We start from the raw sequence: 16100 nt of genomic DNA on the forward strand, positions 1-16100 counted from the left end.
AGGAGAGCTCGATGACCGACAATCTCATTCCCGATCTTCGCCTGGATGCTGTTCATCATACCGATCAGCCGCTTCTCGATGTTCGCAATGCCGGTGTGACGTTCTGGACCGAACACGGCGACGTGCAGGCGGTGCGCGACATTTCGCTTCAGCTCTATCGCGGCGAGACGATCGCCGTTGTCGGCGAGTCCGGCTCCGGCAAGTCGGTGACGGCGCGCCTCATTATGGGACTGCTTTCGAAGCGGGCGCGTGTCAGCCCTGACGCCCGCGTTGTTTTTGACGGGCAGGACATTCTGAAATATTCGCGCGAGAAACGCCGGCAGTTGCGCGGCCGTCGCATTTCCATGATTTTTCAGGAGCCGATGAGCTCTCTGAACCCGCTTTATACGGTGGGGAACCAGATCGTTGAAGCTTTCCGCGCGCACCGCCGGGTGAGCCGGGCGGAGGCCCGCAGGCAGGCTGTTGCCTTGCTCAATGAGGTACGTATACCAAATCCGGAATTGAGGATCGATCAGTATCCGCATCAGCTTTCCGGAGGACAGCGCCAACGCGTCATGATCGCCATGGCGCTTGCGAACAATCCGGATGTTCTGATCGCGGACGAGCCGACCACGGCGCTGGACGTCACCGTGCAGGCGCAGATCCTGAACCTCATTCGCGACCTGCAGAAGAAGCACGGCATGGCGGTGATCCTGATCACCCATGACCTCACCGTCGTGCGCAAGTTCTCCGACTATGTGTACGTTATGCAGAAGGGTGCGCTACAGGAGCATAATACGACAGCAGCACTCTTCGCAGCGCCAAAGCATCCCTATACGCGCCACCTTCTCGGTTCCGAACCACGCGGCACGGCCAAGCCGCTCGGCGATAGCGAACCGATCATCCTCGAAGGGCGCAATGTCCGCGTCGCCTTTGCGCTGCGCGGGGGCGGCTTCTTCCATCCCACCTATCACGATCTCGTAGCGGTCGACAGTCTTTCGCTTCGGTTGCGCCGACACGAAACGCTGGGGCTCGTCGGCGAATCCGGCTCGGGCAAGACCACGTTCGGACAGGCGCTCGCCCGGCTGATCGACCAGGACGGCGGCGAAATCCTCTTCGACAACGTTCCGATCCAGAACAAGAGCCGCGAGGAGATGCGGCCACTGCGCTCGCGCATGCAGATTGTTTTCCAAGACCCGTTTTCTTCGCTCAACCCTCGTATGACTGTCGGTCAGATCATTGGGGAGGGGCTGGTCGTGAACGGCATCGGCGCATCTAGCGCCGAGCGGCTGGATCGCGTGCGCGCGGCGCTCCGGGATGCCGGACTTCCCGACAATATCACCGGCCGCTTTCCGCACGAGTTCTCCGGCGGCCAGCGGCAGCGCATTGCCATTGCCCGCGCCATTGCACTGGAGCCGGAGTTCCTGCTGCTGGATGAGCCGACTTCGGCACTCGACCTTTCGGTCCAGGCACAGATTATCGATCTCTTGCGCAAGCTTCAGGATGAGCGGGGCTTGAGCTACCTCTTCATCTCCCACGATCTGAAGGTCGTTCGCGCGCTCTGCCACCGCGTCATCGTCATGCAGCACGGCAAGATCGTGGAGCAGGGCCCGGTCGAGGATATTCTCAGTCGGCCGCAGACCGACTATACACAGAAGCTGGTCAAAGCGGCGTTTGAGGTCGCCGATTGAGATGGCAACGCGGATCTTCGTATTGTCTCGCAAAACGCTGTGCCAGTGAGGACGCCGGAAAAATGCCATGGTTCTGGATGTCGTATCGGGTGGCCGGCCCGTCATAAATCCTGCAGGGGGCCGGTTGCTTTGCGAGACCCGTCCATGCACCTGTCTTTTCGTTCTCTCTTCTTCCTTTGCGCGACCTCCGGCGCGATGGCGGGCGGTTTCGTGCCGCTAGCGCAAGTTCATGCGCAGGATCGTAGAACTGTCGTTGAACCCGCAATGCCGGAAAATGTCTGCGCCAGCGTTTTGCCTTCCGGTGACACCGCCAAGGGTGCCTGGAAGGAGGAGACAAAGCTGTTGCAGGCGGCGATCGATCAATGCCCTTCCGGCGGTGCGGTTCGTCTCGTCAAGGGGGCTCACGGCGGGCGGTTTGTCAGCGGTCCTTTAAACATGAAATCCGGCGTCACCCTTTGGGTCGATCGCGGCGTCACGCTGGCCGCAGTTTCCGATCCGCGGGCCTATGACAAGGGAGCGGGCACCTGCGGCACGATTGCCAAAAAGGGCGGGGGCTGCGCGGCTTTCATAACATTTGAAGGCACAAAGGGTGGCGGGATTGTCGGCGACGGTGTCGTCGACGGGCAGGGCGGCGCTACGATGGCCTCGCAACAGCCCGGACACTCGGAGACCTGGTGGCAACTCGCCCGCCGCGCGCAGAAGGATGGCGGACAACAGAACAATCCCCGCCTGATCCAGGCAGAGCAGGCCCGCGAACTCACCTTCTATCGGATCACCCTTCGCAATTCTCCCAATTTCCATGTCGTCCTCAATGCGGTCGAGGGAGCGACGTTTTGGAATATCAAGATCGACACGCCTGCCGATGCCCGCAACACGGATGGCATCGATCCCGGCGCCTCGCAGGACATTACCATCGCCCGGAGTTTCATCCGGACCGGCGACGACAACATCGCGATCAAGGCAGGGAAGGGGGCGACCCATCATATCTCCATTGTCGATGATCATTTTTATTGGGGTCACGGTCTCTCGATCGGCAGCGAGGTGAATGCCGGCGTCAGCGATATTCTGGTCCGAAACGCCACACTCGACGGCACGACGTCGGGCCTGCGCATCAAGAGCGACGTGAGCCGCGGCGGTTTGGTTACGCGGGTGCGCTACGAGGATGTATGCCTTCGCAACAACAAGAACCCTCTCGATTTCGATACTCGCTACGACAAGACGGCACACGGAACGAAATTTCCCGTCTTTGACTCGATCAGCCTGCGAAATGTGACCGGTGGCGATGGCTCGCTCATCCTGCGCGGCTACGACCAGGCGCACTCTCTCAAGGTGAACTTTGACGGAGTGCGCTTCTCAGATGCGGCCAAATGGCATCTTGAAAATACAGAACTGTCGATTGGCCCCAGTGGAGTCTCGCCGGGACCCGCTGGTTTGGCGGTCAAGCCCGCGCGTGGCGCAGCCCCCGATTGCGCAGGCCGGTGGGTCGCGTTTCCGGCTACCGGCGGCTGACGCTGCGCAAGCGGCTTTCGCCGAAGCCCGCCTGCCGATCAGGGCAGGCGATAGGCTATGACGTAGTCGCCGGCCTTTGTCCCGATGGACCCGTGTCCGCCTGCCACCAGCACGACATACTGCTTGTTGTCGCCTCCGGTGTAAGTCATCGGGGTTGCCTGCCCGCCTGCGGGCAGGCGCGCTTTCCAAAGCTGTTTGCCAGTCGTCAGATCGTAGGCGCGGAAATAGTCATCGACCGCCGCGGCAAGAAACGCGACGCCGCCTTGCGTGATGATCGGTCCGCCGATGCCGGGCACGCCGAGCTTGAAGGGCAGGGGAAGCGGCGTCATGTCATACACAGTGCCGTTTTTGTGTTTGTAGGCGATCTGGCCGGTCCTGAGATCTGCACCGGCCACGTAGCCCCACGGCGGAGCCTGACAAGGCACCTGAAGCGGCCCGAGGAACGGCTTGAGGATGACGGCGTAAGGCGCGCCTTCGTTGCGGTTCAGGCCCTGCTCGCTGCCCTTCACCTGTCCCTTCGGCGGGACCTCCGCGCGCGGGACAAGCTGCGAAATGAAGGCGAGATAGGTGGGCATGCCAAACATGACCTGCCTTTGCGGATCGACGGCGATGCTGCCCCAGTTGAACGTGCCGAAATTGCCAGGATAGACAATCGAGCCGGTGAGCGAGGGCGGCGTATAGCGGCCCTCATACCGATATTGATGGAACTCGATGCGGCAGGCGAGCTGGTCGAAGAGTGTCAGGCCCCACATGTCGCGTTCTTCGAGCGGGGGCGGGTTGAACGACAGCAAAGAAACGGGCTGCGTGGCGGCGGCCCGATCTTCCGGAATGGTGCCGCCCGGTGCCGGAACCTCCTTGACGGGCAGGATCGGCTCGCCGTTGCGGCGATCAAGTACGTAAATATCGCCTTGTTTTGTCGGCGCTACCAGCGCCGGAACTGTGCTTCCATCTTTCGCCGTCAGATCGACAAGCGCGGGCTGGGCCGGAACATCCATGTCCCATAGATCGTGATGAACGGTCTGGCGAGCCCAGCGCACGGCGCCGGTATTGATGTCCAGGGCGACAACGGAGGAGGAATATTTCTCGACGCTTTCGCTCCGTCCCATCCCGAGCTGATCGGGAACCTTGTTGCCGAGCGGAATGTAAACAAGGCCCAGGTTGGCATCGGCGCTAAAGACCGACCAGCTGTTCGGCGAATTGGTGGTGTAGGTCTGCCCGGCCGGCAGGGGAGCGGTCTGGTCTGGGTTGCCGGAATCCCAGTTCCAGATCAGCGCGCCCGTCTGGACGTCGAAAGCTCGAATGACGCCTGACTGTTCGGTCGTCGAGTAATTATCGTTGACGGCGCCGCCGATAATGATCTTGTTGCCGGTAATGAGCGGGGGCGACGTCGAATAGTAATAGCCTGACGGATCATATTTCATGCCCTCTTCGAGGTGCAGTTCGCCATTTTTGCCGAACGAACGGCACACCTGCCCATTGGTCGCATCAAGAGCGATCAGGCGGGCATCCGAGGTCGGCAGATAGACGCGCTGCGAGCATGAGGTTCCTGCGGCCGCCGCCGTGTCGCGGTAATAGGTCACGCCGCGGCATGTCTGGTGCTGCCTGTCACCGTTCAGGCCCACCTTGGGGTCAAAGCGCCACTTTTCCTTGCCGGTTGTCGCATCGAGCGCGATGGCATGATTGTGGGGCGTGCAGAGATAGAGCGAGTTGTCGAGCTTGAGGGGCGTGACCTCATAAGTCGTTTCCCCGACGTCGTCTGGACCTTTTACGTCTCCGGTTTCGACGCGCCACGCTTCTTTCAGCGTGCTCACGTTGCTCGCGTTGATCTGATTGAGCGGCGAGTAGCGCTGGCCAAATTCGGTTCGTCCGTATGCAGGCCACTCGCCCGCATCCGCTGACTGTCCCACACTGGCGTTTTGCGCGACGACGTCTGTGGGCAGGCTCCCGCCAATATTGTGCGGATCATTGAACGCCGAGACGACGGCAACGGCAATGGCGATTGCGAGCGTTGCAAGCAGCGGTGCCGAAAGGCTTTGGCGTGTGGAATCCCCCGCATTGCGCAACGGCCCGACGGTCCACGGCATGGCGAGCCAGATGCCGAGCAGGATGATGATGCCGCCGCGCGGCATGAGCGCCCACCAGTCCATGCCGACTTCCCATAGAGCCCAAAGAAGGGCCACGAGCACAAACGCCGCGTAGAGCCAGAGCGCGACACGGCTGCGCCTCCACACGAAGAAGGCTGTCAGGAGGAACATGATGCCCGCGAAGGCATAAAACCAGCTTCCCCCCAGAAGCAGAAGCCAGACACCGCCGCCACCTGTGATGAGGCCGACGATGGCGAAGACGAACGAGGTGATTGCCTGTATCATGGTCAGCCGTTCCCCTGGTTGATCGCGTGGGGGGACGGCCGCTCATTGGAGGGCTGATCAGTCGTCATGCTTTGAGAGACGTAGATGATTGCGGCGGCGAAGATGATCACGGCGGCCGCAGCCCAGAGAAGTCTGTTACTCATGGGGTACTCCCGATTGTTCGTCGGTGAAACCCGCGCAGCGATCGATTGTTCCCTTATCTCGTTGGCGGACGGCGCTTCACACGCCTGAACAAGCCAAATTCGCTGCCGTATGGCATCAATTTCGTATATAATCACCTGATTGGCAGCGTTTCTTGCCGGATTTGGTGGATGGAAAGCGGATTCCAACGCATCTTTTTGCAGCCGGTTACCAAGGTATCTGGCGGCGGCGGATTACACGGCGGGCTTCCTGGAAGGTTGCAGGGCCAAGCAGCCGCTCTTCCTGAACGGAAGCACGAGAACCGCGCCGGATTGATAGAGCCGTCGAACATAGTCTAGGTTGTCGCTTGTGACGACGGCGGTCTGCCCGTCCCAGCGCAGCACCTCGATGTCTTCCGGCAACCCCGCCGGATCGCGTGCCGGAGGAAAGATCACGAGAGCGGCAGGAGCTTCTCCGGTAATCGCAAAGACTGTGGCAAACAACAGAAACACCGCAAGCGGCAACGCAGCGGCCAATGCCACCTTTTTGCTCACCGATTTCAGACGCCGGGTCATCGTCACGCTCAGTAATCAAAAATATGCTCGATGCCGGGATCGGCGATCGGCCATTCTCGCAGAATATTGGCAAGTTCGCCGACCTTCACCGACATAAGAACCCGATCGTTGCCGAAGCCGGTTCGCGGAAGGCGCGTGATCAACTGCCCGCTCTCAAGCAGAGGCGAAGTTTCGCCCGTCTTGACGGTGGCGGACAACATGATGTCGTCGTTGCCGGCGATCTCGCGAATGTTGCCTCCAGCCCGCGCAATGTCCGCCAGAATATGCGTGAAAAGATCGTAACGAGGTGTTTCGATCAGAATGGACCCGCCGCTCTCCGATACGACCCGGACATCCTTGATGCCTGCAAGCCTTTTCGCATCGATATCCGTGACGGCCGAGAAGATCGTCAGCTTCGCCTCTCCGGCCACGCCGACCGCGCTTGCAATGGCGCCGGCGTAGGCGATTTTCGAACGCCACTCGGTTCCGAGCGCGAAGCGACGCTCCAGGGCTCTGAGCGAGCCGTCGGAAGGCGCTGCCCGCAGGGCGTCGATCGATTTCTGAAACGGATACTTGTACCAGGGAACCTGACGCAGGAAGGCGGCGTAGTCGATCGCCATGTCGCGCGCGACGATGTCCTGCGGCGTCTTCTCGGGCCCGCGCCACCAGGCCGTGAGACGGCCGATCGTGTCTTCATAGGCAGCCTTGAGGCCCATTTCGAGGGTAAAGCTCACGCCGATCGTGGCGATGGTCAGCCGCGTATCAGTATCGGCTCCGCCATGGGCGTCCGCGATGCGGGTGAGCGCGCAATCGGTCGTCCAGAAGCCCTTGACGCTTTCCCAATAGGGGAACTGATATTCGTCTCCATTTTTCAGGGTCTCGGCAAGGCCGTCATAGGCATAAACAATATGCCACTCGGGATAGGTGAGGTACGTGTTCGCCTCCGCCCGGCGTTGCTCGGGGTCCTTGATGAGCGGAACGAAGGTCTGGGCCTGCGGGTCGCCATGGCAGAAGGCTTCCACATAGCCCGCCGGGCTGATGAGGCCTATGATCCCCAGCAGCAACATAAAGGCCAGGATGGCCAGGCCTTTCAGCAGACGCCGCATCAGCGCGCCTCTTTGGCGAAGACATAGCTCGAAACGATGGCGGCTCCGCCCAGGAACAGATGCGGCAGGTTTGCCAGGATCTTGAAACCGAACGGCAGATCCAGAATGCCGTAATTGATGATCCCGAGATCGAGATAGCCCGAACCGGTGATCAGGCCCAGCAGCCCGTCACCAAAATAGAGGAGACCGAAATAGAACAGGAAAATCCGCGCCGACCGCGCCGACAGATAGGCCGCGGTCGCCGCCCAGATTGCCGAGGCCAGATGCAGGCTGTCGTCATAGATATCGAGTGCGAAAATGCCAAAGGCGCGGCCCTGCGCGTCCGTCAGGCCCGGAATGTAATTGAGGGCCGCAGCACCCAGAAGAGCCAGAGCGTAGAGGCCGGCGATCAAACGAAGTTTCGACATGTCCAGCCCTAGATGCTCGATAGATAATTCTGCCAGAGACCGTTGCGGAACAGAAGTCCCGGATCGAGCTTTCTTTTGAAAGCCACAAAGTCTGCGGCGCGGGGGTAGGCTTTCTGCAACTGGTCGAGCCGGGCGTGCGGCCTGTAGGGCAGGTAATAGCTTCCCCCGATGGCAATCACACGTTCGATCAGCGCCTCGGTCATGCGGGCCATGTCCGCCTCCCCGCGCATCGTCTTTTCCTGGGAGAACAGCATCACGGCGGCGATGCGCGGTTCCGTGGCATAGGTCAGCACACTGTCCCGATCCGTATTCACATAGCGCAGGGTGATGTTGAGAAGCTGCTGATAGGAGGCCGGGATGACATCCTTGCAAGCCTCGACAAATTCGGCAAAGTGTGACGGTGATACGAAATATTCGTGCAGGATGTCGGTTCGTCCGGGATCGCGGTCGTCCAGCGTGATCACCGGCTCGTTCATCAGGCTGTTTCGGGTCGATTGCGCCGCGATGGCGGGATTGGCGACCGCTTCCGTCCACCAGCGCAGGTGTTTGATCTCGTCGGACTCCACCTGCGCCCGGAAAATGTCGCGCGCGATGCGGCTGACGATGCCGGAGCCGACAGCCGGAGGAATATTCGACTGGTCTGCTGTGGGCCGATAGGTGATGAACAGGGCGTCGTCGAAGAAGCGGTCGAGCGAAACGTCCATGCGCCCATAGGCCATCTGAATGGATGGATCTGTAGCCAGAGCCTCCGCAAATCGCTTGCCCAGATCGCGACCGGCCAGACGCTCGAACTGCGGCTGCAGAAGCGCGTTTGGAACCATGTCGAGTTCCAGCTCGGTGATCACGCCGAAAAGGCCGTATCCACCCATGGCGTGATTGAAGATGTCGGCATTTTCCGTGCGCGAGCAGGTGATGAGCTCGCCGCCAGCCGTCACGAGCTTCAGTGAGCGGACTGTCGATCCGCAGCCGCTGAAGGGAACCGGCCAGCCATGCGCATTGACCGAGAATGTGCTGGCGACACCGAAGTCGTTGTTCGATTGCATGACGGCCGGCGAGAAGCCGATCTTGTCCAGCTTCGAGATAACCGTCGACCAGCGCGTGCCGGCGGCCACGCGGTAAGTCCTGGCAGCCGTATTGGGCTCAAGCCATTCCTGATCGAGCGTCAGGACGGCGCCGTCTCGGGCGAGGCTTTGACCCCCCATGGAATGGCGCGCGGCACTGGCAACAAACGGCTGCCCCGCCGCCTTTGCAGCTTCCAATTCCTTGCGTATGGCTTCTATAGTAGCAGTGTCCGGTGCCGACGACAGCGTGATATGTCTACGGACCGGCGTCGGCGACAATTCACTCGCGTCGTTGAGTACGCCATCAGCCATTGCATCTTCCGGCTTCGGAAAGAGTGGCCCGCGGGCATTGGTGGAGAGGGTCAGGGATCGCCCCGCCACAGCACCGGCAATCGCTGCGCCGCCCATCAGGAACAGCCGGCGGCCAATTCTGCTTTTCTTTCCGCTCACCTTTGAAACCGTGTCGTCCAAACCTCTTCCCCACCATTGTCCCGGAAATGATCAGTCACGGGAACTTCAACTAGAAGTCTATTAAATTGAAATTAAGGAATTGGTTCCAATCCGAGCCATGGCTGCAAATCAACGCGCGCGGCGGAGAGATGCTGGGACGAGCGGTTCCGACGCCGGCTGCCGATACGTTTCCACAGTCGCTCGGCAGGGTGGCCGCCACCTCGTGGAAGCGCAAGGCCGGCGATCGGATATTTACATGAATGCACGGCTGTGCAATGATCTGGATGTCGAAAATCCTTGGACAGGTCCCATGCTGCACGAGAAGGTGGATTTCTGCAAACAGGTGATCGTTCGCGCTGGCGATCTGGTCATGGAGGGTTTTGGACAGGCCCGCACGATGCAGATGAAGGGTCCGCAGGACTATCTTACCGAATTTGACGGGCGCTGCGAAGCGCTGCTGCGTCAGGCCGTTGCGGACGCCTTTCCCGGCGACGGCTTTTTCGGCGAGGAAGGCGGAGGCGCGGGCAACGCTCCCCGCTTGTGGGTCGTTGATCCTATCGACGGAACGGCCAATTTTGCTCGCAATATTCCCCATTTCTGCATCGCCATCGCCTATGTGGAGAACGGCCGCGCCGAGTTCGGCGCCATCTACAACCCTGTCCTTCGCGAGCTGCATTTCGCTCGCCGCGGGGAGGGTGCTACCCTGAACGGCAGGCCGATCCGTGTGTCGGCTGTTGCGTCCGCGCAGGCGGCGACCGTTGAACTGGGTTGGTCGTCGCGGATCGAGAAGGGTGATTACCTCGAGACCATGAGCGGTTTACTCGATCTCGGTCTCAATGTGCGGCGTGCCGGTTCGGGCGCGCTGGGGCTCGCTTATGTGGCCGACGGGCGCAACGAGGCCTATGCGGAACGCCACATGAATTCTTGGGACTGTGTCGCGGGCTTGCTGATGGTGGAGGAGGCCGGCGGAAGGATCTGTTCATTCGAGGGAGATGAAAAGATCCTGCGCGGAGGGCCGGTTCTGGCCTCGGTTCCCGGACTTGCAGACTCGATCAGTCGCGTTGTTGGAATACAGCTGGCCTGAACCTCGGGGAGGAGGTTCAGGCTCCCGGCGTTTGAAAAGGACGCTGTGCGGACGCTGTCATAAAACTTTTGCACGGCTGTGCAATCTTCATTGGTATGGAGGGACCGATGGACGGCTACCTGATTATATCGAAAGCACATGTGCGCTACGGCAATACGGAAGTCCTGAGAGGGATTGATCTTTCCGTGCGCAAGGGGGAATTCGTTGCGCTTCTCGGTTCGTCGGGCTGCGGCAAGACGACCCTCTTGCGCACCCTTGCGGGCTTCAACACGCCGACCGACGGCACGATCTCCATCGACGGCCGCGATGTGACGCGCCAGCCGCCGGACAAGCGCGGTATGGCGCTGGTCTTCCAGTCCTACGCGCTCTGGCCGCATATGAGCGTCGACCAGAATATAGGCTACGGTCTCAAGCTCCGTCGCGTCGAGGCCACGGCCGCCCGCCAGCGCATCGACGAGATGAAGGCGCTTCTCGGCCTGCAGGCGCTGGGCAGCCGCAAGCCGTCGGAGCTTTCGGGCGGCCAGCGCCAGCGCGTCGCGCTCGGCCGGGCGCTCGCCATCAATCCGGATATCCTGCTGCTCGACGAGCCGCTCTCCAACCTCGACGCCCGCATCCGTCTCACGGTCCGCCACGAGATCAGCGCGCTGCAGCGTCGCCTCGGCATCACCGCCGTCCATGTCACGCATGACCGCGAGGAGGCCATGGTAATGGCCGACCGCATCGTCATCATGAACGGCGGCGAGATCGCCCAGGCTGGCTCCCCGCAGGAGGTCTACAACAGGCCGAATTCCGACTTCGTCGCCGCCTTCATGGGGGCCGAGAATGTCGTCGAGATCAATGTCAACGTCTTCGGCAACAGCATCGGCATTTCGGAAGGCCGCAACAACCGCAAGGCCGTGATTGATCGTGGCGACCGGCAGCTTGTCACCGGCAAGGCCATCGCCCGCTTCCGCAGCGAAGCGGTGCGGATGACCCCGGCCGGGGATGCCTCCGTCTCCGAACGCGACGGGCTGGTGCTGACCGGCCAGGTGTCGCAGGTGAGCTATCCGGGCGGGCTCTGGCGCCATGTCGTGCATCTCGGCGAAACGAGCCTGATCGTCGATAGCGCCACGCGCTTCGAAGAGGGCGCAGCCGTCGAAATCACCGTGCCGGAACCCGCGCTCTACATTTTCGCCCGCAACTGACCGCGCGACGCGACCGCAGGGAGCCCTTCGCCGGGCTCCGGACAAACCGCCTCAATACCCCGCATGCCCTTCAACAGATGTGTGTAATCACCTCAAAAAGGACAGATGACATGAAAACCCTCGCCTATTCGATCCTGGCCCTTGGCCTCACGACCTCGCCGCTCATGGCTGAAGAGCTGACCGTCATGACGGCCGGCGACCAGAACATGGTCGACTATATCAACGAGTATCTCGGCCCGCTGTTTGAAAAGCAGAACCCCGGCGTCAAGGTCCGCGCGGTCGGCACCGGCCCCGGCGATGCCGGTTCGCAGAAGATCCTCGAGCGCTTCGATGCGCAGGCCGGCGCGAACGTTCCGACCTGGGACACGGACGTCGCCGTGGTGCACGAAAAGTTCGTCGGCCCCATGGTCGAGAAGAAGTATCTCGAAAAGTATCGCGACAAGATCGAAAGCGGCAAGCTGGTGACGCGCTCCAACGCCAAGATGGCGCTCGGCACCAATGTCGACGGCTATGTCATGCCGATGTTCAACAGCCAGACGGCGCTCGCCTACAATCCGGCGCTCGTTGCCACCCCGCCGAAGAGCTACGACGAACTCGTCGCCTGGGCGAAGGAGCATCCCAAGCAGTTCGGCTATAACGGCATCAAGGGCGGCGCCTCCGGCGTCAGCTTCGTCATGGGCTGGATCTATGCCTTTGCCGGCGATGGCGACAAGCTGCAGAACGGCCCGTTCGACGCCGCAGAGGCCGAAAAGTGGACGCCCGCCTTCGCCAAGCTGAAGGAGTTCACCACCAACGCGACGCTGACCCCGGGTAACGCCGGCACGCTCGACCTCTTGAGCCGCGGCGAAATCGCCATCGGCCCGGTCTGGGTGGACATGTTCTATAGCTGGAAGGCCACCGGCAAGCTGCCGCCGGAGATGAAGCTCGTGCTTCCCGCCCCCGGCATGCCCGGCCAGCCGATGCATTACACGATCCCGGAAAAGGCCGCCCACAAGGAGCTGGCCGAGAAATTCGTCAACCTCGCCACCAGCCCGGAAGTCCAGGCCAAGGGCATCGTCGAGCGCTTCAACTGGTATCCGGGCATCGATGCCGAGCATGTCCAGGCCAAGCTCGACAAGGCAACCTGGGAAAAGCTCTTCACCGATATCGGTCCGGCTGACCTCGCCAAGAACGGCAAGGCCTTCCCGATTGCGCCTTACAACAAGGCGATCCTGGAAGCCTATGAGCGCCAGGTCGGCAACTGATGGAGCGCCTGCCGGGCGGCGTTCTCCCGCCCCCGGCAACTCTCTCGCCCCTGACCGGCGAACCCTGTTCGAAACCAAGACTTCGGTGAAACCCATGCCGATCCCACTTCTAGGCCTTCTGCTGGTCACGCCGGCGCTGGTCATCGTGCTCACGCTCTTCGTCGTGCCTCTGGTGAGTTCCATCGCCGGGGCTTTCGGCGTCGACGGCAGGTTCGGCTTTGCCAATTTCCAGAAAGCCTTCGAGCTCTACAGCAGCGACATCGTCTTCACGATCGTCATCGTCAGCCTCTCCGTTGTGCTGATCGCGCTGCTTTCCATCGCCATCGGCGGCTATCTGACGCTCGGCTCTAATCCGCGCGCGGTGGCGATCCTGCGCTGGCTCTATCGCTGGCCGCTTTTCGTACCCTTCATCGTCGTCGGCCAGATCCTGCGCACCTTTCTCGCCAAGAACGGGCTGATGAACAGCCTGCTCATGCAGGCCGGCATCCTGACGCCCATGCAGACGACGAGCTTTCTCGACTGGCGCGGCATCGTCATCGCCTTCGTCTGGAAGCAGACGCCCTTCGTCACCCTGCTGCTCGCCGGCGCCATGGCCTCGCTCGACCGCTCGATGATCGAATCCGCCCGCAATCTGGGCGCCAGCCGCCTGCGCATTCTGATCGAAATCATCTTGCCGCAGGTGCTGCCCACGCTGCTTGTCGGCCTCATTCTCAGCTTCGTCACCATGATGTCGGTTCTCTCCGTGCCGCTGATGATCAATGCGCAATCGCCGACCATGATCACCGCCAGCATGGCCTTCCGCATCAATGCCTATGGAGATTACGGCGTTGCCAACGCGCTCGGCGTCATATCGCTGTTGACGACCAGCCTCGTGGCATGGGTCTATCTGCGCCAGACGATGAGGGACCATCGATGAACGCAACCATGATCGACCTCAAGTGGATACCGCGAGCCCTCGGGCTCGGCCTGCTCGCCTTCGCCATCTTCGGCCCGCTCACCAATCTCGTCCTCTGGGCCGTGGCGGAGAAGTGGTATTTCCCGCACGCCCTGCCGCTGCAATACGGCTTCTCCTATTGGGTGAGCGTGTTTTCCCCGCGCGGCAATGCCACGACCTCGCTGACGATGAGCGTCCTCATCGCCTGCCTCACCGTCGTCTTTTCCATCGGCCTTGCCATCCCCGCCGGCTATGCGCTGGCGCGGCTCAAGCTGCCCTTCCGTGGCGCGATCCTGCTCGTGCTCCTCATCCCGCAGGCCTTCCCGAACCTGCCGGTCTATGTGAACATCGCCCGGCTCTTCTACCAGATCGGCCTCAACGGCACCGTCGTTGGCGTCGTTCTCGTTCATGTCACCCACGGTCTCGTCTATGCGGTGTGGATCGCCACCGCCGCCTTCTCCGCCATCGACCGGGAACTCGAAGAGGCGGCGCGCTCCATGGGCGCCTCGGCGCTGCGCACCTTCCGCGATGTGACGCTGCCGATTGCCGCCCCCGGCCTGCTCGCCAGCGCCGTCTTCGTCTTCCTGGAATCGCTCGACGAATTCACCGGCACCTATTTTGTCGGCGCACCGGATATCTCGACCCTGCCCCTGCTGCTCTACACAGCCGGTTCTGGGGGCAATTACCAGATCGCCTCGATCACCGCGCTCATCCTGCTCGTGCCCTCCATCGCCTTCATGCTTGTCATTGAGCGGTTCCTGCGCGCCGACGTGCTTTCCAAGGTGGGGCGCTGATGCGGGATGGCAATGAAAACGATCCAACCGATCTGCCGCGCTATATCAGTGCCCATGAGGTGGCAGAGCGCGCGGGCGTATCTCGTTCGGCCGTGTCGCGCACGTTCACGCATGGCGCCAGTGTTTCGCCTGCCACGCGCGAAAAGGTTCTCAGAGCTGCCGAGGAACTCGGCTATCAGGTGAATGATCTGGCCCGAGGCCTGTTGGCAAACCGCAGCCAGCTGGTCGGCATGATCGCGTCCGATCCGGAAACGCCGTTCCGTGCGCTGCAGATTTCAACATTGTCGCGCCTGTTGATTGAGAACGGTCGAGTGCCCGTGCTGATCACCACGGACAGGTCCGAGACAGGTCAGGCGTCGCATGAGACTCTTTTGCGCTATCGGGCGCAGGCGACGATCGTTCTTTCGGGCATGCCGTCGAAGGCTTTCATCGATCTTGCCCAGCGCAACGGTCAGCCACTGATCGCCGTCGGGCGCAGTGAGGAGGGGCCGGACCACGTCCGCGTCAACAATGCGCTCGCTGCACAGACGGTCGTCCAGATTTTCGCCGCCCGCGGCATGGCCCGCATCGGTCTGGTCACGTCGGCCGTCGGGAGCCCCAATCTCGTCGAACGGGAACGGGCCTATGTCGATGCTGCCCGGAACGCTGGGCTGGAGGTTGTGGTCGAACGTGCGGAGCGGACCGATTACGAGGGCGGCACGCTCGCGGCTTCCTTGCTTCTCTCGCCACAGCGTCGCATCGAGGGCGTGTTCTGCGTAAACGATCTGATGGCGCTCGGGGTCATGGACTATGCACGCAACATGCTGGGGCTTGCCATTCCAGCCGATCTCTCGGTGATCGGCTTCGACGACATCCCGCAGGCCAGCTGGGGTGCCTATCGCCTGACAACCTTTCAGCAGAGCGCGGAGCGGCAGGCGCGGGAAATCCTGCGCATTCTCGACAGGCGTCTCAGCGATCCACATGCACCGCCGATTATTTCCGAACTGGATGTGCCTCTGATCATGCGCGACACGGTTCGTTCACCCAAGCCGGGCAAGGGGAAGGGGGAGCAGACCTTCACGACAGCGCGAACAACGGAAGGGACAGAAAAATGACCTCCTGGCATTCTATCTGGCTGCAGCCATGCAGCGCTGACCTTGATCGGCTTCAGAACATCGTTTTCGGCCTTTCCGACAAGCTGGACACGCCAAGGTTCATCCCGCATCTGACGCTTGTGGAGGACATGGAACGATCCGCCGGGGATCTGGCGGAGGTCCTGGATTCGCATTTTGCCGGTGAGTCAGCGTTTTCAACGCCTGTCACCGGCATCCATGGCCTGCCGCAATTTTTCCGGTCGCTCTATGCAGCGTTTGAGGCTGAGGGAAGGCTTCGCGCGCTCAAGATGCGGGCGGTCGACGCCTTCGGGGTCGGCTCCGTCGAGAGCTTCATGCCGCATATCTCGCTGGCCTATGGCGTCAGCGAGGAGCAGAGAAAGGCCGTAGAAGCGGGACTTCGCCAGGAACTGGATGGAAAGGTCATCCGCTTTGACGCGATCGCCGTGGTCAACTCCGCGCAGTCGATAGCGATTGAAGACTGGAACATCGTCCATGCTCTGAGACTGGTCTGAATCACGAG

At 61.5% G+C, this 16100-nt stretch carries 15 protein-coding genes; 9 read left to right on the forward strand and 6 right to left on the reverse strand.

Features of this window, described 5'->3' with window-relative positions; genetic code table 11:
• Positions 1-11 precede the first annotated feature (11 nt).
• The gene (locus tag ABID16_RS19270) at positions 12-1670 is read left to right on the forward strand and encodes an ABC transporter ATP-binding protein (RefSeq protein ID WP_354557993.1); all 1659 of its coding nucleotides are present in this window, start codon (positions 12-14) and stop codon (positions 1668-1670) included.
• 144 nt (positions 1671-1814) lie between these two features.
• Positions 1815-3179: a glycoside hydrolase family 28 protein gene (locus ABID16_RS19275; RefSeq protein WP_354557994.1), complete on the forward strand. Its 1365-nt coding sequence runs from the start codon at positions 1815-1817 to the stop codon at positions 3177-3179.
• 38 nt (positions 3180-3217) lie between these two features.
• Here ABID16_RS19275 and ABID16_RS19280 read toward each other — a convergent pair whose 3' ends face one another.
• From ABID16_RS19280 to ABID16_RS19305, 6 genes are all read right to left on the reverse strand, one after another.
• On the reverse strand, positions 3218-5548 hold the full coding sequence (locus ABID16_RS19280; RefSeq protein ID WP_354557995.1) for a glucose/quinate/shikimate family membrane-bound PQQ-dependent dehydrogenase: 2331 nt from the start codon (positions 5546-5548) through the stop codon (positions 3218-3220).
• 2 nt (positions 5549-5550) lie between these two features.
• The gene (locus ABID16_RS19285; RefSeq protein WP_354557996.1) at positions 5551-5691 is read right to left on the reverse strand and encodes a hypothetical protein; all 141 of its coding nucleotides are present in this window, start codon (positions 5689-5691) and stop codon (positions 5551-5553) included.
• A gap of 231 nt (positions 5692-5922) precedes the next feature.
• The gene (locus ABID16_RS19290) at positions 5923-6243 is read right to left on the reverse strand and encodes a hypothetical protein (protein ID WP_354557997.1); all 321 of its coding nucleotides are present in this window, start codon (positions 6241-6243) and stop codon (positions 5923-5925) included.
• 8 nt (positions 6244-6251) lie between these two features.
• Positions 6252-7328, reverse strand: coding sequence for a hypothetical protein (locus tag ABID16_RS19295; RefSeq protein ID WP_354557998.1), 1077 nt, complete (start codon positions 7326-7328; stop codon positions 6252-6254).
• Positions 7328-7735 carry a hypothetical protein gene (locus tag ABID16_RS19300; protein WP_354557999.1) on the reverse strand — a complete coding sequence of 136 codons (408 nt, stop codon included), beginning with the start codon at positions 7733-7735 and terminating at the stop codon, positions 7328-7330. Before ABID16_RS19300 ends, ABID16_RS19295 begins: the two co-directional genes overlap by 1 nt.
• An 8-nt stretch (positions 7736-7743) precedes the next feature.
• Positions 7744-9204, reverse strand: a complete 1461-nt coding sequence (locus ABID16_RS19305) for an FAD-binding oxidoreductase (RefSeq protein WP_354558154.1) — start codon at positions 9202-9204, stop codon at positions 7744-7746.
• Positions 9205-9502: 298 nt separating this feature from the next.
• Between ABID16_RS19305 and ABID16_RS19310 the strand changes: the two genes are divergently transcribed.
• The 7 genes from ABID16_RS19310 to ABID16_RS19340 all read left to right on the forward strand — a co-directional run bounded on the left by ABID16_RS19310 (position 9503) and on the right by ABID16_RS19340 (position 16092).
• A complete protein-coding gene (locus ABID16_RS19310; protein WP_435532450.1) occupies positions 9503-10330 on the forward strand; it encodes an inositol monophosphatase family protein in 828 nt (275 codons plus the stop codon).
• A 107-nt stretch (positions 10331-10437) separates the two neighbouring features.
• Positions 10438-11514, forward strand: a complete 1077-nt coding sequence (locus tag ABID16_RS19315) for an ABC transporter ATP-binding protein (RefSeq protein WP_354558000.1) — start codon at positions 10438-10440, stop codon at positions 11512-11514.
• A 110-nt stretch (positions 11515-11624) separates the two neighbouring features.
• Positions 11625-12758 carry an ABC transporter substrate-binding protein gene (locus ABID16_RS19320; RefSeq protein ID WP_354558001.1) on the forward strand — a complete coding sequence of 378 codons (1134 nt, stop codon included), beginning with the start codon at positions 11625-11627 and terminating at the stop codon, positions 12756-12758.
• Between the two features lie 94 nt (positions 12759-12852).
• Entirely contained in the window at positions 12853-13674 is an 822-nt protein-coding gene (locus tag ABID16_RS19325) for an ABC transporter permease (RefSeq protein ID WP_354558002.1), read from the forward strand.
• A complete protein-coding gene (locus tag ABID16_RS19330) occupies positions 13671-14486 on the forward strand; it encodes an ABC transporter permease (RefSeq protein ID WP_354558003.1) in 816 nt (271 codons plus the stop codon). Before ABID16_RS19325 ends, ABID16_RS19330 begins: the two co-directional genes overlap by 4 nt.
• Positions 14486-15580, forward strand: coding sequence for a LacI family DNA-binding transcriptional regulator (locus ABID16_RS19335; protein WP_354558004.1), 1095 nt, complete (start codon positions 14486-14488; stop codon positions 15578-15580). The genes ABID16_RS19330 and ABID16_RS19335 overlap by 1 nt, the downstream gene beginning before the upstream one ends.
• Positions 15577-16092, forward strand: coding sequence for a 2'-5' RNA ligase family protein (locus ABID16_RS19340; protein WP_354558005.1), 516 nt, complete (start codon positions 15577-15579; stop codon positions 16090-16092). Before ABID16_RS19335 ends, ABID16_RS19340 begins: the two co-directional genes overlap by 4 nt.
• Positions 16093-16100: the final 8 nt, after the last annotated feature.

The sequence above is a fragment of the Limnomicrobium aquaticum genome (assembly GCF_040545545.1).
In the GTDB taxonomy this organism is placed as follows: Bacteria; Pseudomonadota; Alphaproteobacteria; order Rhizobiales; family Rhizobiaceae; genus Ensifer_A; species Ensifer_A aquaticum.

What these genes read in the sequence shown, in the direction of transcription:
- ABID16_RS19270 (WP_354557993.1), top strand. Translation starts at nt 12, where the DNA reads ATGACCGACAATCTCATTCCCGATCTTCGCCTGGATGCTGTTCATCAT.
- ABID16_RS19275 (WP_354557994.1), top strand. Translation starts at nt 1,815, where the DNA reads ATGCACCTGTCTTTTCGTTCTCTCTTCTTCCTTTGCGCGACCTCCGGC.
- ABID16_RS19280 (WP_354557995.1), bottom strand. Translation starts at nt 5,548, where the DNA reads ATGATACAGGCAATCACCTCGTTCGTCTTCGCCATCGTCGGCCTCATC.
- ABID16_RS19285 (WP_354557996.1), bottom strand. Translation starts at nt 5,691, where the DNA reads ATGAGTAACAGACTTCTCTGGGCTGCGGCCGCCGTGATCATCTTCGCC.
- ABID16_RS19290 (WP_354557997.1), bottom strand. Translation starts at nt 6,243, where the DNA reads ATGACCCGGCGTCTGAAATCGGTGAGCAAAAAGGTGGCATTGGCCGCT.
- ABID16_RS19295 (WP_354557998.1), bottom strand. Translation starts at nt 7,328, where the DNA reads ATGCGGCGTCTGCTGAAAGGCCTGGCCATCCTGGCCTTTATGTTGCTG.
- ABID16_RS19300 (WP_354557999.1), bottom strand. Translation starts at nt 7,735, where the DNA reads ATGTCGAAACTTCGTTTGATCGCCGGCCTCTACGCTCTGGCTCTTCTG.
- ABID16_RS19305 (WP_354558154.1), bottom strand. Translation starts at nt 9,204, where the DNA reads ATGGGCGGCGCAGCGATTGCCGGTGCTGTGGCGGGGCGATCCCTGACC.
- ABID16_RS19310 (WP_435532450.1), top strand. Translation starts at nt 9,503, where the DNA reads ATGAATGCACGGCTGTGCAATGATCTGGATGTCGAAAATCCTTGGACA.
- ABID16_RS19315 (WP_354558000.1), top strand. Translation starts at nt 10,438, where the DNA reads ATGGACGGCTACCTGATTATATCGAAAGCACATGTGCGCTACGGCAAT.
- ABID16_RS19320 (WP_354558001.1), top strand. Translation starts at nt 11,625, where the DNA reads ATGAAAACCCTCGCCTATTCGATCCTGGCCCTTGGCCTCACGACCTCG.
- ABID16_RS19325 (WP_354558002.1), top strand. Translation starts at nt 12,853, where the DNA reads ATGCCGATCCCACTTCTAGGCCTTCTGCTGGTCACGCCGGCGCTGGTC.
- ABID16_RS19330 (WP_354558003.1), top strand. Translation starts at nt 13,671, where the DNA reads ATGAACGCAACCATGATCGACCTCAAGTGGATACCGCGAGCCCTCGGG.
- ABID16_RS19335 (WP_354558004.1), top strand. Translation starts at nt 14,486, where the DNA reads ATGCGGGATGGCAATGAAAACGATCCAACCGATCTGCCGCGCTATATC.
- ABID16_RS19340 (WP_354558005.1), top strand. Translation starts at nt 15,577, where the DNA reads ATGACCTCCTGGCATTCTATCTGGCTGCAGCCATGCAGCGCTGACCTT.